This window comes from Pseudomonas sp. S5F11 (genome assembly GCF_019641515.1).
Taxonomy (GTDB): domain Bacteria; phylum Pseudomonadota; class Gammaproteobacteria; order Pseudomonadales; family Pseudomonadaceae; genus Aquipseudomonas; species Aquipseudomonas rhodesiae.
This window is the reverse complement of sequence record NZ_JAIFJZ010000001.1, coordinates 1,492,420-1,506,108: the sequence shown is the minus strand read 5'-3', so window position 1 is coordinate 1,506,108 and position 13,689 is coordinate 1,492,420. Positions and strand designations below refer to the sequence as shown.

The following is a 13,689-nucleotide window of genomic DNA, read 5'->3' as shown; positions in this document are numbered from 1 at the left end:
GAGAAATCCCTAAGGCACAAATGAAAGAAAATGTTTCAAGCTTTCATCCGTGCCTTATCGCTTGCTTGATATCGCCCAACAAACGGGGGGTGGGGCTTGCTCTGGTCAGGTCGGCGACGTCTATGGCCGAACGGGCTTCCATGGCGAGCAAGCCTGGTGCTACACAGCTCGAAGGTCTCAGCTTTGCTGGAACAACGCCTTCGCGCGCTGTTTAATTTGATCTTCAGACAAAGACTCTTTTTGCGTCGCCACGAACCACACATGGCCGAAAGGATCGCGCAGTGTGCCGGAACGATCGCCGTAGAATTGGTCGCTTGGTCTGGAGATGATTTTAGCGCCGGCGTCGATGGCTTTTTGATACTGCGCATCGACGTCCTCTACATATAAATGCAGGCCAACACTGGTATGACCGTTGTTTGGGCTGTGTAGAGCGCTTTCTTCGCAGGGCGAGCCCAGCATGAATGCCGAATCGCCGATGCGCAGCTCGGCGTGACCGACCCTGCCGTCGGGCATGTCCAAGCGCATGATTTGCTGGGCGCCGAAGGCTGTCTTGTAAAACTCGATGGCCTCAGCGGCTTCGTTGATTCCCAGATACGGCGTGATGCGGTGATAGCCTTCCGGGATAGGTTTGACGCTCATATCGCTCTCCTTGATCAGGTGGATTGGAAGACGTCGGGGTGTACCGACCACTTCACTATAGGTCACGCCAATCAGGGAGGCGGCGATGTGGACCAGGACAGTCAATCCGGTTCGAGCAAGTGCGCGCCTGGCCCGCGCTCGCCGAGCTGATCGCCCTGATTGCGTAACGGGCACGCCTCCAATGACAGGCATCCGCACCCAATGCAGCCGTTGAGCTTGTCGCGCAGCAATTGCAGTTTATGGATGCGCTCATCCAAGTCTTCGCGCCATTGCGCCGACAAGCGCTCCCAATCCTGCGCCGTAGGAGTACGGCCATCCGGCAAGGCCTGCAACGCTTCGCCGATCGTCGCCAACGGAATCCCCAGGCGTTGCGCGATTTTGATCACCACCACGCGACGCAATACGTCCCGCGGGTAGCGCCGTTGATTGCCGGCGTTGCGATGACTTTTGATAAGCCCTTTGGTTTCGTAAAAGTGCAGGGCTGTGACGGCCACACCGCTGCGCGCGGCCAACTGGCCGACGGTCAGTTCTTTATTGAGCATGAAAACTCCGAATCAGTGCTTGACCTTGACTTAACTCGAGGTTTTACCCTGCGTGGCATCTAATCGCAAGATTCTGCCTACATAGAAAGGAGACAGTCCATGCGGGTAATAGAGAAAAGTCGCAGCTTCACTCAACTGATCGAATTCCACGTCGAGCCCCCGCAACAATTGGCACTGGTGGCGGCCTTGTCTACCCAGAGTGAGCGCCTGGCCCAGAGCCAGGAGGGTTTTCTGAGCGCCAGCGTCCAGATCAGTGCTGACGGGCGACGCGTGCTCAATTACCTGCAATGGCAATCGCGTGAGGAGGGCGAGGCGGCGTTCCAGCGTTTCGAGCAGGGCGATGAGGACTTCTGGACGCTGATTCGCGCCCATCGCGCCACTGCGGTTACCTTCGGTTCTTTCCAAGTGTTGCAGAGTTTCGAACGTGGCCCCGACAACGCATTGCACTGTCGTTTAAACGGATAGGTGCAGCATCCGCCCACCTTGAAGGGTTTCCCCTGGCCGACGTTTGTTCACCGCCAGTTCACCGATTTTGATCAGACGGCTACGGGCCACATTCCGGCTCAGGCCCAGCAGGTTGGCGGTGTGTACCTGGTTGTAATGGCTGAATCGGTAGGCGGCGCGCAGCAGGGCGTCTTCAACCTTTTCATGCAGAGCACCGGCCTGCTCTTCGAACAGCTTCTGAAATGCGCGCTCCAGCAGGGCCTCGGCGCTGTTGTCGAGGGCGTGCGCGGAGTCGTCCTGGCGATCAATGCGCAGATTCGACAGGCGCAAATCCTCGCGCTCGATCACGCCATTACGGCAGATCAGCAGGGTGTGATGGATAACGTTTTCCAGCTCGCGGATATTGCCCGGCCAGCTGTAACTTTTCAGCTTGAGCTGCGCCTCGTGGTTGATAGTCACCGATCCGTAGCCCAGGCGCTGGCTGTAGGTTTGGATAAAGTGGCGCACCAACGGCAGGATATCGCCGGGCCGTTCACGCAATGGGCTGAGTTCTAGGCTGACTACATCCAGACGGTAATAGAGGTCCTCGCGGAAATGTCCGGCGTTGATGGCTTTCTCTAACTGAACATTAGTAGCAGCCACTACGCGCACATCAATCGGAATGCTCTTACGCGAACCGAGGCGCACCACTTCTCGCTCCTGCAGTACCCGCAACAATTTGACTTGGATCGCCATGGGCAAATCGCCTATTTCATCCAGAAACAGCGTGCCGCCATCGGCCTCCTCAAACCAGCCGGCCTTGGCAGTGAGGGCGCCGGTGAAGGCGCCTTTTTCATGCCCGAACAATTCGGCTTCCACCAGTGATTCAGAGAAAGCCCCGCAGTTCACTGCCACGAACGGTCGGTGACGCCGTGCGCTGAGGTTATGGATGTGGCGCGCCACCAGCTCTTTGCCAGTACCGGTTTCACCGATAATCAGCACGCTGGCTTCGCTGGGCGCTACTTGCTGGATATGGGCGAGCAGGGCCTGAGACTTCGGGTCCTCGAAAACCTGGGCCGTGGCGCGGATAGAGGTCGCCAGGGCTGGGGAGGAGGGTAAGGTCAGAAGCTGCATGGATACCTCTCTTGTCAGTGCGCGTCAGGACTGGTTTATGTCGTCGATGGGGGGAGCGCGGGCACATGTTGTGGCTTGTTATAGAGGGTTGTTGTTATTCCGTAAATTAATCAATTTCCATATTGATAGATCAATTTAGAATATTTGACGATGTAGCTATCGAAGGTGCCTGAGCGGTTGATAGCAACTATCGAAGACGGTGATTTTTCACTGTGAATAGGCGGGAGTAGCCTGTGTTCATTGACTTGGGCCCCACCAACAGGACTGTCGCCATGAACCGATTTCTCGCTGTTTCTTTATTACTTGTAGCTTCTGTGTTGGGCGGTTGTGCGAACCATCCTTCGCCCGAATTGCGTCCCTATACGGCGGAAGAAACCAAGCAGTTGGCGCTGGAAACCCTCAGTCGTCGCGGGCTGTCCTTTGATGAGTACCAACGCCAGCGCGCCGCTTTGATGGGGCAGCCACAGCAACCGTTCGGCTTTGATCACCAGGGTGAAATGAACGCCGAGCGTAGCGTCACGCTGCACGGTCGTCCCAGTTGAGCCTGCGTCCAGTAGCAAAAAGCCCGAGGTTTCCTTTAAGGACCTCGGGCTTTTTGTTTGCCTTGGCGCCGTCCGAGCCTGTTAAGCTCAATTTCAGGAGCGTTCCTACGCACATTTAAATAACGTGGTCCTTTTTCAATGGCATCCGATTGGGTAAACCTGACGACCTCTTGTTCTGGTCGATGCCCCTGAGACGCTGTTCTCGGGAACCTGCTCTGCGAGTGTTTGAACGTTATGACGAAACGTCCGTTGTATTTCGACTACGCCGCCACCACGCCGGTGGATGAGCGGGTCATCCAGGTGATGGTCGAATGCCTGGGCTTTAATGCCAATTTCGGTAACCCTGCGTCCAGCTCCCATGCGTTCGGCCAAGCGGCCAGGCAGGCGGTGGAGCAGGCGCGCGAGCAGGTCTCCGCGTTGGTGGGCGCACGGCCCGAACAGATCGTCTGGACCTCCGGCGCTACGGAATCCAACAACCTGGCGATCAAGGGCGTGACCCAGGCGCGGGGAGTGGCTGGTGGGCATATCATCACCAGCCAGATTGAGCACAAGGCCACTCTGGATACCGCGCGGCAATTGCAGGAGTCCGGCGTGGCCGTGACTTACTTGGTACCGGACGCCGACGGGTTGATCAGCGCCGATGCGGTGAGTGAGGCGCTGCGTGAAGACACCTTCCTGGTGTCGCTGATGCTGGTGAATAACGAACTGGGCACCCTCAATGACATCCCCACCATCGGCGCGCGCGTGCGCAAGCATGGCGCATTGCTGCACGTTGACGCGGCGCAGGGTGCAGGCAAGGTGGCGATTGACCTGGCACAGTGGCCAGTGGATCTGATGTCGTTTTCCGCGCACAAGTTGTATGGGCCCAAGGGCATCGGCGCGTTGTACGTCGGCCCACGTGCGCAGCAGAAGGTATTGGCGCAGATCCACGGCGGTGGGCATGAAGGCGGCTTGCGTTCCGGCACCTTGGCAACCCATCAGATTGCCGGCATGGGGATGGCGTTTGCCCTGGCCGCCGAATCGTTCGCCGAAGAACAGGTTAAGATCGCGGCCTTGCGTCAACGCTTGTTGGATCAGTTGGACAGCATTCCTGGGATGCGCCTCAATGGCAGCCCAACCCAACGTATTCCCCATACTCTGAGCCTTACGTTTGGCGAAGGTGAATTCAATTCGGCTGCGCTGAGTGCGGACATTGCGTTTTCCGCGACTTCGGCGTGTAACTCGGCCAGTAATACGCCTTCTCATGTGCTTCTTGCATTGGGCCATGATGCCCGTAGCGCCGGTCGCACGATTCGCTTGAGCCTGGGACGGTTTACCACTGAGCAGGACATCGATCGGGCGGCACAGTTGATCAAGGCCGCACTCGCCAGTGCGCCGGCCTTCTGGGCCATCTGAGTATTTATTCGCAACGCATAACAATTATTTGTGGTTAGCAGGAGACACAATGAGCACGCAGCCTTTGACCCATGGAACGGTTCCCCAGCGCCTGGCGCATACCCGTGAACTGATGAGCCGCGAGGGGATCGATGCCTTGCTGGTGCCGTCGGCCGACCCGCATCTATCCGAATACCTGCCGGGTTACTGGCAGGGGCGCCAGTGGCTGTCTGGTTTTTATGGGTCCGTGGGAACGTTGATCGTTACGGCGGATTTCGCCGGTGTATGGGCTGACAGCCGTTACTGGGAGCAAGCCACCAAGGAACTTAAAGGCAGTGGTATCGAGCTGGTCAAGCTGCAGCCAGGTCAGCCTGGGCCATTGGAGTGGCTGGCCGAGCAAACACCCGAAGGGGGTGTAGTGGCAGTGGACGGTGCGGTGATGGCGGTTGCTTCGGCGCGAACCTTGAGCGCCAAGCTCGCAGAGCGCGGCGCACGGTTGCGCACGGATATCGATTTGCTCAATGAGGTTTGGAAAGATCGGCCGAATTTACCCGATCAACCGATCTATCAGCACCTGCCGCCCCAAGCGACCCTTGGCCGTGGCGAGAAACTCGCCGCATTGCGCGCCAGTCTGAAAGAGAAGGGCGCTGATTGGCATTTTATTGCCACCCTGGATGACATCGCCTGGTTGTTTAACCTGCGTGGCGGTGATGTGTCGTTCAATCCGGTATTTGTGTCCTTTGCGCTGATCAGTCAGCAGCAGGCCACATTGTTCGTAGCGTTGACTAAAGTCGATGCCGAGTTGCGTGCGGTGCTGCAGCAGGACGGTGTGACTTTACGCGACTACGGCGAGGTAGCGCAGGCGCTGCGTGCGGTGCCGTCGGGTGCCAGCGTGCAAGTTGATCCCGCGCGCGTGACGGCCGGTTTGCTGGAAAACCTGGATGCCGGCGTCAAGCTGATTGAGGGGCTAAACCCGACGACGCTGGCCAAATCCCGCAAAAGTCTGGCGGACGCGGAACATATCCGTCGCGCGATGGAACAGGATGGCGCCGCGTTGTGCGAATTCTTCGCTTGGCTGGACGGCGCGCTTGGGCGCGAGCGCATCACTGAACTGACGATCGACGAACACTTGACGGCAGCTCGTGCCCGCCGTCCCGATTATGTTTCGCTGAGTTTCAACACTATCGCGGCATTCAACGCCAATGGCGCGATGCCCCACTACCACGCCACTGAAGAAGAGCATGCGGTTATCGAGGGCGACGGCTTGCTGTTGATTGACTCTGGCGGTCAGTACTTGGGCGGCACTACGGACATTACGCGCATGGTGCCTATCGGCACGCCAAGCGACGAGCAGAAACGTGACTGCACTCGTGTGCTTAAGGGTGTGATCGCACTGTCGCGCGCGCACTTCCCCAAAGGGATTCTGTCACCGCTGTTGGATGCCATTGCCCGCGCTCCTATCTGGGCCGAAGGCGTGGATTACGGTCATGGCACAGGGCACGGCGTAGGTTATTTCCTCAATGTGCATGAGGGCCCGCAAGTGATTGCCTATCAGGCGGCTACCGCGCCGCAGACAGCGATGCAGCCGGGGATGATCACCTCTATTGAGCCGGGTACCTACCGGCCTGGTCGTTGGGGGGTGCGCATCGAAAACCTGGTGTTGAACCGTGAGGCCGGCAAGACCGAGTTTGGCGAGTTTCTCAAATTCGAAACGTTGACCCTCTGTCCCATCGATACCCGTTGTCTGGAGCCTTCGCTGCTGACAACGGATGAGCGCGAGTGGCTCAATGCCTATCACGAACAGGTGCGTGAACGTTTGAGTCCATTGCTCAGTGGCGCTGGTCTTGAGTGGTTGCTGGTACGCACGTCGGCCATTTAAAGGTTGTGGTTCTCAAAGCGTGGGCGGCTATAAAATCGACCCACGTTTTGAAAGTCGGCTACTTACAAATGACAATCATGCTCCGGCTGGTGTAACCCGCCGGGTTGAGGCCGAAGGGGTAATCGCCAGGTTCTTCGGAATTGTCACCGGACTTCGCGATCACCCGATAGCCCTTAGTGCCGCATGAATTTGTTGCGCTGGTGTAGCACTGCTCCCAAGAGGAGGACAGGCCAGAACAGTTGATATGCAGCCCTTTCTTGCCCCGTTTTACTTCTGTTTTTGTGGTCGCGGCACAGCCTGCAATCGCCACGACCATCAACAGTATCAATATTCTTCTCATTCCTATCCTTAAAAAGCCGCCTCGTAAGACTTGAAGCAGGCTGTGCTCGCTGCCGAGCTTGGCGTTCGCGCTGTCCTTGTCGAAAAACTCCATGAGTGACGTTCGTTAAGCACTAAACATGGCTTAAACGAGCGGCAATTACCAGAGCTACGTTCAACCATGAATCAATCCGCCGGAACCAGCGGCTTGGACTCGTCGCGCATCGTCAGTGTGGCACCTACCGAAGCCAGGATAATGCAGGTTATGGCCATCCATTGGGGGATGGAGAGATGTTCTTGTAGGAAGAGCAAACCAGAGAGTGCGCCGAATGCGGGTTCGATACTCATAAGGGTGCCGAAAGTGCGAGCCGGCAGGCGTGTGAGTGCGACCATCTCAAGGGTGTAGGGCAGCGCGGTAGAGAGGATAGCCACACCGATGGCGACCGGAATCAAGGCGGGTGTCAGCAATGCTGTTCCCGCATGAACGATGCCGATAGGTGCCACAAACAATGCAGCGATCATCACGCCTAGGGCCGCGGTTTGCACACCGTTGTCGTTCCCCGCCTTCTGCCCGAACACTATGTAAAGCGCCCAACAGATACCGGCACCCAGCGCATAGGCACCTCCCAGCAAGTCAATGCCATTGCTGGCTTCTCCCATCGGAATCAAGAGGAGTAGGCCGATGATCGCCAAGGCAATCCACAGGAAATCAACCGCTCGCCTGGAGGCATAGATAGCTACGGCCAGCGGCCCTGTGAATTCGAGTGCTACGGCAATACCCAGAGGAACACTGCGTAATGACATATAGAAGAGAAAATTCATGCCGCCCAGTGCCATGCCGTAGACAACCACTGTACGCAGAGACTTTGCAGTCAGCCTGGCGCGCCACGGACGTAACAGAACCAGCATGATCACGCTGGCGAAAATCAAGCGCAAAGCAGTAGTACCTTGTGCGCCCACGACCGGGAACATGCTCTTAGCGAGCGATGCGCCGGATTGGATGGATGCCATGGCAATCAAGAGCAGGCCGACCGGAAACAGTGTTGATGCCAGGCTGCGTGGAGAGGAGGTCATTGTTGTTCGTCCGAGATCATATTGGATAGGCGAGGACGGTATGATGCTCAAGTGGATAAAGATGAGCAATATATTGCTCAGCTTTAGTGAGGCGCTTATCTATATAGAGTATTTTGGTTTCTTTCATAGGGGGTTAATAGAAAACGCAAATTAACGCTTGACGGCAGATTCCAGAAGTCTATAATTCGCCCCACTTCCGGCGCAGTCGAAACGGAAAACTCCTTGGTAAACAAAGAGTTACGCAAGATCGACAGCGGATCGCTTCAGTTCATCGAAGCCCAGAAGGAGTTGGTGGAGCAGTGTTGTTTGGCTCTAATAACGTTTCGATCTTCTCGATCGAAAGCGGAGAAAAAGAGGTGTTGACAGCAGCGTGTAACGCTGTAGAATTCGCCTCCCGCTAACGAGAGATCGGAAGCGCAAGTGGTTGAAGTTGTTGAAGAAATCTTCGAAAACTTCTGAAAATAATCACTTGACAGCAAATGAGGCTGCTGTAGAATGCGCGCCTCGGTTGAGACGAAAGATCTTAACCAACCGCTCTTTAACAACTGAATCAAGCAATTCGTGTGGGTGCTTGTGGAGTCAGACTGATAGTCAACAAGATTATCAGCATCGCAAGTTACTCCGCGAGAAATCAAAGATGTAACCAACGATTGCTGAGCCAAGTTTAGGGTTTCTTAAAAACCCAAAGATGTTTGAACTGAAGAGTTTGATCATGGCTCAGATTGAACGCTGGCGGCAGGCCTAACACATGCAAGTCGAGCGGTAGAGAGAAGCTTGCTTCTCTTGAGAGCGGCGGACGGGTGAGTAATGCCTAGGAATCTGCCTGGTAGTGGGGGATAACGTTCGGAAACGGACGCTAATACCGCATACGTCCTACGGGAGAAAGCAGGGGACCTTCGGGCCTTGCGCTATCAGATGAGCCTAGGTCGGATTAGCTAGTTGGTGGGGTAATGGCTCACCAAGGCGACGATCCGTAACTGGTCTGAGAGGATGATCAGTCACACTGGAACTGAGACACGGTCCAGACTCCTACGGGAGGCAGCAGTGGGGAATATTGGACAATGGGCGAAAGCCTGATCCAGCCATGCCGCGTGTGTGAAGAAGGTCTTCGGATTGTAAAGCACTTTAAGTTGGGAGGAAGGGCCGTTACCTAATACGTGATGGTTTTGACGTTACCGACAGAATAAGCACCGGCTAACTCTGTGCCAGCAGCCGCGGTAATACAGAGGGTGCAAGCGTTAATCGGAATTACTGGGCGTAAAGCGCGCGTAGGTGGTTTGTTAAGTTGGATGTGAAATCCCCGGGCTCAACCTGGGAACTGCATTCAAAACTGACTGACTAGAGTATGGTAGAGGGTGGTGGAATTTCCTGTGTAGCGGTGAAATGCGTAGATATAGGAAGGAACACCAGTGGCGAAGGCGACCACCTGGACTGATACTGACACTGAGGTGCGAAAGCGTGGGGAGCAAACAGGATTAGATACCCTGGTAGTCCACGCCGTAAACGATGTCAACTAGCCGTTGGGAGCCTTGAGCTCTTAGTGGCGCAGCTAACGCATTAAGTTGACCGCCTGGGGAGTACGGCCGCAAGGTTAAAACTCAAATGAATTGACGGGGGCCCGCACAAGCGGTGGAGCATGTGGTTTAATTCGAAGCAACGCGAAGAACCTTACCAGGCCTTGACATCCAATGAACTTTCTAGAGATAGATTGGTGCCTTCGGGAACATTGAGACAGGTGCTGCATGGCTGTCGTCAGCTCGTGTCGTGAGATGTTGGGTTAAGTCCCGTAACGAGCGCAACCCTTGTCCTTAGTTACCAGCACGTAATGGTGGGCACTCTAAGGAGACTGCCGGTGACAAACCGGAGGAAGGTGGGGATGACGTCAAGTCATCATGGCCCTTACGGCCTGGGCTACACACGTGCTACAATGGTCGGTACAGAGGGTTGCCAAGCCGCGAGGTGGAGCTAATCCCATAAAACCGATCGTAGTCCGGATCGCAGTCTGCAACTCGACTGCGTGAAGTCGGAATCGCTAGTAATCGCGAATCAGAATGTCGCGGTGAATACGTTCCCGGGCCTTGTACACACCGCCCGTCACACCATGGGAGTGGGTTGCACCAGAAGTAGCTAGTCTAACCTTCGGGGGGACGGTTACCACGGTGTGATTCATGACTGGGGTGAAGTCGTAACAAGGTAGCCGTAGGGGAACCTGCGGCTGGATCACCTCCTTAATCGACGACATCAGCTGCTCCATAAGTTCCCACACGAATTGCTTGATTCATTGAAGAAGACGAAAGAAGCAGCCCGAAATTGGGTCTGTAGCTCAGTTGGTTAGAGCGCACCCCTGATAAGGGTGAGGTCGGCAGTTCGAATCTGCCCAGACCCACCAATTTTGTGTGGGAAACGCCTGTAGAAATGCGGGGCCATAGCTCAGCTGGGAGAGCGCCTGCCTTGCACGCAGGAGGTCAGCGGTTCGATCCCGCTTGGCTCCACCACTACTGCTTCTGTTTGTATAAAGCTTAGAAATGAGCATTCCATCGTGTCGATGGTGAATGTTGATTTCTAGTCTTTGACTAGTTCGTTCTTTAAAAATTTGGGTATGTGATAGAAAGATAGACTGAACGTTACTTTCACTGGTAACGGATCAGGCTAAGGTAAAATTTGTGAGTTCTCTTAGTTGAGAAATTCGAATTTTCGGCGAATGTCGTCTTCACAGTATAACCAGATTGCTTGGGGTTATATGGTCAAGTGAAGAAGCGCATACGGTGGATGCCTTGGCAGTCAGAGGCGATGAAAGACGTGGTAGCCTGCGAAAAGCTTCGGGGAGTCGGCAAACAGACTTTGATCCGGAGATGTCTGAATGGGGGAACCCAGCCATCATAAGATGGTTATCTTGTACTGAATACATAGGTGCAAGAGGCGAACCAGGGGAACTGAAACATCTAAGTACCCTGAGGAAAAGAAATCAACCGAGATTCCCTTAGTAGTGGCGAGCGAACGGGGACTAGCCCTTAAGTGGCTTTGAGATTAGCGGAACGCTCTGGAAAGTGCGGCCATAGTGGGTGATAGCCCTGTACGCGAAAATCTCTTAGTCATGAAATCGAGTAGGACGGAGCACGAGAAACTTTGTCTGAATATGGGGGGACCATCCTCCAAGGCTAAATACTACTGACTGACCGATAGTGAACTAGTACCGTGAGGGAAAGGCGAAAAGAACCCCGGAGAGGGGAGTGAAATAGATCCTGAAACCGTATGCGTACAAGCAGTGGGAGCAGACTTTGTTCTGTGACTGCGTACCTTTTGTATAATGGGTCAGCGACTTATTTTCAGTGGCGAGCTTAACCGAATAGGGGAGGCGTAGCGAAAGCGAGTCTTAATAGGGCGTCTAGTCGCTGGGAATAGACCCGAAACCGGGCGATCTATCCATGGGCAGGTTGAAGGTTGGGTAACACTAACTGGAGGACCGAACCGACTACCGTTGAAAAGTTAGCGGATGACCTGTGGATCGGAGTGAAAGGCTAATCAAGCTCGGAGATAGCTGGTTCTCCTCGAAAGCTATTTAGGTAGCGCCTCATGTATCACTGTAGGGGGTAGAGCACTGTTTCGGCTAGGGGGTCATCCCGACTTACCAAACCGATGCAAACTCCGAATACCTACAAGTGCCGAGCATGGGAGACACACGGCGGGTGCTAACGTCCGTCGTGAAAAGGGAAACAACCCAGACCGTCAGCTAAGGTCCCAAAGTTATGGTTAAGTGGGAAACGATGTGGGAAGGCTTAGACAGCTAGGAGGTTGGCTTAGAAGCAGCCACCCTTTAAAGAAAGCGTAATAGCTCACTAGTCGAGTCGGCCTGCGCGGAAGATGTAACGGGGCTCAAACCATACACCGAAGCTACGGGTATCACGTAAGTGATGCGGTAGAGGAGCGTTCTGTAAGCCTGTGAAGGTGAGTTGAGAAGCTTGCTGGAGGTATCAGAAGTGCGAATGCTGACATGAGTAACGACAATGGGTGTGAAAAACACCCACGCCGAAAGACCAAGGTTTCCTGCGCAACGTTAATCGACGCAGGGTTAGTCGGTCCCTAAGGCGAGGCTGAAAAGCGTAGTCGATGGAAAACAGGTTAATATTCCTGTACTTCTGGTTATTGCGATGGAGGGACGGAGAAGGCTAGGCCAGCTTGGCGTTGGTTGTCCAAGTTTAAGGTGGTAGGCTGAGATCTTAGGTAAATCCGGGATCTTAAGGCCGAGAGCTGATGACGAGTGTTCTTTTAGAACACGAAGTGGTTGATGCCATGCTTCCAAGAAAAGCTTCTAAGCTTCAGGTAACCAGGAACCGTACCCCAAACCGACACAGGTGGTTGGGTAGAGAATACCAAGGCGCTTGAGAGAACTCGGGTGAAGGAACTAGGCAAAATGGCACCGTAACTTCGGGAGAAGGTGCGCCGGTGAGGGTGAAGGACTTGCTCCGTAAGCTCATGCCGGTCGAAGATACCAGGCCGCTGCGACTGTTTATTAAAAACACAGCACTCTGCAAACACGAAAGTGGACGTATAGGGTGTGACGCCTGCCCGGTGCCGGAAGGTTAATTGATGGGGTTAGCTAACGCGAAGCTCTTGATCGAAGCCCCGGTAAACGGCGGCCGTAACTATAACGGTCCTAAGGTAGCGAAATTCCTTGTCGGGTAAGTTCCGACCTGCACGAATGGCGTAACGATGGCGGCGCTGTCTCCACCCGAGACTCAGTGAAATTGAAATCGCTGTGAAGATGCAGTGTATCCGCGGCTAGACGGAAAGACCCCGTGAACCTTTACTATAGCTTTGCACTGGACTTTGAATTTGCTTGTGTAGGATAGGTGGGAGGCTTTGAAGCGTGGACGCCAGTCTGCGTGGAGCCATCCTTGAAATACCACCCTGGCAACTTTGAGGTTCTAACTCAGGTCCGTTATCCGGATCGAGGACAGTGTATGGTGGGTAGTTTGACTGGGGCGGTCTCCTCCTAAAGAGTAACGGAGGAGTACGAAGGTGCGCTCAGACCGGTCGGAAATCGGTCGTAGAGTATAAAGGCAAAAGCGCGCTTGACTGCGAGACAGACACGTCGAGCAGGTACGAAAGTAGGTCTTAGTGATCCGGTGGTTCTGTATGGAAGGGCCATCGCTCAACGGATAAAAGGTACTCCGGGGATAACAGGCTGATACCGCCCAAGAGTTCATATCGACGGCGGTGTTTGGCACCTCGATGTCGGCTCATCACATCCTGGGGCTGAAGCCGGTCCCAAGGGTATGGCTGTTCGCCATTTAAAGTGGTACGCGAGCTGGGTTTAGAACGTCGTGAGACAGTTCGGTCCCTATCTGCCGTGGACGTTTGAGATTTGAGAGGGGCTGCTCCTAGTACGAGAGGACCGGAGTGGACGAACCTCTGGTGTTCCGGTTGTCACGCCAGTGGCATTGCCGGGTAGCTATGTTCGGAATAGATAACCGCTGAAAGCATCTAAGCGGGAAACTAGCCTCAAGATGAGATCTCACTGGAACCTTGAGTTCCCTGAAGGGCCGTCGAAGACTACGACGTTGATAGGTTGGGTGTGTAAGCGCTGTGAGGCGTTGAGCTAACCAATACTAATTGCCCGTGAGGCTTGACCATATAACACCCAAGCAATTTGAGTCGAAAGGCCAGATTGCGGTGTGTGAAGACGCAATGAACCGAAAGTTCGATGCTCACAAAACACCGACAGCTGTCACATACCCAATTTGCTGAAGCGAGGCCAAAAGGT

General features: G+C 54.7%; 9 protein-coding genes, 2 tRNA genes and 2 rRNA genes. 8 read left to right on the top strand and 5 right to left on the bottom strand.

Annotated features, from left to right (window positions below; translation table 11 throughout):
- Positions 1 to 177 precede the first annotated feature (177 nt).
- Together K1567_RS06480 and soxR are read right to left on the bottom strand one after the other, a co-directional pair.
- Positions 178 to 639 carry a VOC family protein gene (locus tag K1567_RS06480; RefSeq protein ID WP_034112802.1) on the bottom strand — a complete coding sequence of 154 codons (462 nt, stop codon included), beginning with the start codon at positions 637 to 639 and terminating at the stop codon, positions 178 to 180.
- 101 nt (positions 640 to 740) lie between these two features.
- Positions 741 to 1,181, bottom strand: coding sequence for a redox-sensitive transcriptional activator SoxR (gene soxR / locus K1567_RS06475; protein WP_034096748.1), 441 nt, complete (start codon positions 1,179 to 1,181; stop codon positions 741 to 743).
- 99 nt (positions 1,182 to 1,280) lie between these two features.
- On the opposite strand from soxR, the gene K1567_RS06470 reads away from it, so the two are divergent.
- On the top strand, positions 1,281 to 1,646 hold the full coding sequence (locus tag K1567_RS06470) for an antibiotic biosynthesis monooxygenase (RefSeq protein ID WP_040266416.1): 366 nt from the start codon (positions 1,281 to 1,283) through the stop codon (positions 1,644 to 1,646).
- On the opposite strand, the gene K1567_RS06465 is transcribed toward K1567_RS06470, so the two are convergent.
- Positions 1,635 to 2,738 (bottom strand): sigma-54-dependent Fis family transcriptional regulator, encoded by a 1,104-nt coding sequence (locus K1567_RS06465; RefSeq protein ID WP_040266418.1) that lies wholly within the window; start codon positions 2,736 to 2,738, stop codon positions 1,635 to 1,637. The genes K1567_RS06470 and K1567_RS06465 overlap by 12 nt on opposite strands.
- Positions 2,739 to 3,010: 272 nt before the next feature.
- On the opposite strand from K1567_RS06465, the gene K1567_RS06460 reads away from it, so the two are divergent.
- From K1567_RS06460 to K1567_RS06450, 3 genes are all read left to right on the top strand, one after another.
- Complete coding sequence (locus K1567_RS06460; RefSeq protein ID WP_034096751.1) at positions 3,011 to 3,280, top strand: hypothetical protein; 270 nt, start codon at positions 3,011 to 3,013, stop codon at positions 3,278 to 3,280.
- A 234-nt stretch (positions 3,281 to 3,514) separates the two neighbouring features.
- Positions 3,515 to 4,675 carry a cysteine desulfurase family protein gene (locus tag K1567_RS06455; RefSeq protein ID WP_169868286.1) on the top strand — a complete coding sequence of 387 codons (1,161 nt, stop codon included), beginning with the start codon at positions 3,515 to 3,517 and terminating at the stop codon, positions 4,673 to 4,675.
- Between the two features lie 49 nt (positions 4,676 to 4,724).
- Positions 4,725 to 6,533 carry an aminopeptidase P family protein gene (locus tag K1567_RS06450; protein WP_169868284.1) on the top strand — a complete coding sequence of 603 codons (1,809 nt, stop codon included), beginning with the start codon at positions 4,725 to 4,727 and terminating at the stop codon, positions 6,531 to 6,533.
- A 58-nt stretch (positions 6,534 to 6,591) separates the two neighbouring features.
- Here the strand turns inward: K1567_RS06450 and K1567_RS06445 are convergent, their stop codons facing one another.
- Positions 6,592 to 6,873 (bottom strand): hypothetical protein, encoded by a 282-nt coding sequence (locus tag K1567_RS06445; protein ID WP_034096797.1) that lies wholly within the window; start codon positions 6,871 to 6,873, stop codon positions 6,592 to 6,594.
- Between the two features lie 164 nt (positions 6,874 to 7,037).
- Positions 7,038 to 7,925 carry a threonine/homoserine exporter RhtA gene (rhtA, locus tag K1567_RS06440; protein ID WP_047882859.1) on the bottom strand — a complete coding sequence of 296 codons (888 nt, stop codon included), beginning with the start codon at positions 7,923 to 7,925 and terminating at the stop codon, positions 7,038 to 7,040.
- Positions 7,926 to 8,619: 694 nt separating this feature from the next.
- Between rhtA and K1567_RS06435 the strand changes: the two genes are divergently transcribed.
- The 4 genes from K1567_RS06435 to K1567_RS06420 all read left to right on the top strand — a co-directional run bounded on the left by K1567_RS06435 (position 8,620) and on the right by K1567_RS06420 (position 13,559).
- Positions 8,620 to 10,156 (top strand): 16S ribosomal RNA (locus K1567_RS06435).
- Positions 10,157 to 10,237: 81 nt separating this feature from the next.
- Positions 10,238 to 10,314 (top strand) — tRNA-Ile (locus K1567_RS06430).
- A 30-nt stretch (positions 10,315 to 10,344) separates the two neighbouring features.
- Positions 10,345 to 10,420, top strand: a tRNA-Ala gene (locus K1567_RS06425).
- Positions 10,421 to 10,667: 247 nt separating this feature from the next.
- Positions 10,668 to 13,559: ribosomal RNA gene (locus tag K1567_RS06420) — 23S ribosomal RNA — on the top strand.
- Together the 16S and 23S rRNA genes with 2 tRNA genes alongside form the textbook arrangement of a ribosomal RNA operon.
- The last annotated feature ends 130 nt before the right edge of the window (positions 13,560 to 13,689 follow it).

Excerpts from the sequence above, each read along its gene's own strand:
- K1567_RS06445 (WP_034096797.1), bottom strand. The coding sequence starts at position 6,873 with ATGAGAAGAATATTGATACTGTTGATGGTCGTGGCGATTGCAGGCTGT.
- soxR (WP_034096748.1), bottom strand. The coding sequence starts at position 1,181 with ATGCTCAATAAAGAACTGACCGTCGGCCAGTTGGCCGCGCGCAGCGGT.
- K1567_RS06470 (WP_040266416.1), top strand. The coding sequence starts at position 1,281 with ATGCGGGTAATAGAGAAAAGTCGCAGCTTCACTCAACTGATCGAATTC.
- K1567_RS06480 (WP_034112802.1), bottom strand. The coding sequence starts at position 639 with ATGAGCGTCAAACCTATCCCGGAAGGCTATCACCGCATCACGCCGTAT.
- K1567_RS06465 (WP_040266418.1), bottom strand. The coding sequence starts at position 2,738 with ATGCAGCTTCTGACCTTACCCTCCTCCCCAGCCCTGGCGACCTCTATC.
- K1567_RS06455 (WP_169868286.1), top strand. The coding sequence starts at position 3,515 with ATGACGAAACGTCCGTTGTATTTCGACTACGCCGCCACCACGCCGGTG.
- K1567_RS06450 (WP_169868284.1), top strand. The coding sequence starts at position 4,725 with ATGAGCACGCAGCCTTTGACCCATGGAACGGTTCCCCAGCGCCTGGCG.
- rhtA (WP_047882859.1), bottom strand. The coding sequence starts at position 7,925 with ATGACCTCCTCTCCACGCAGCCTGGCATCAACACTGTTTCCGGTCGGC.
- K1567_RS06460 (WP_034096751.1), top strand. The coding sequence starts at position 3,011 with ATGAACCGATTTCTCGCTGTTTCTTTATTACTTGTAGCTTCTGTGTTG.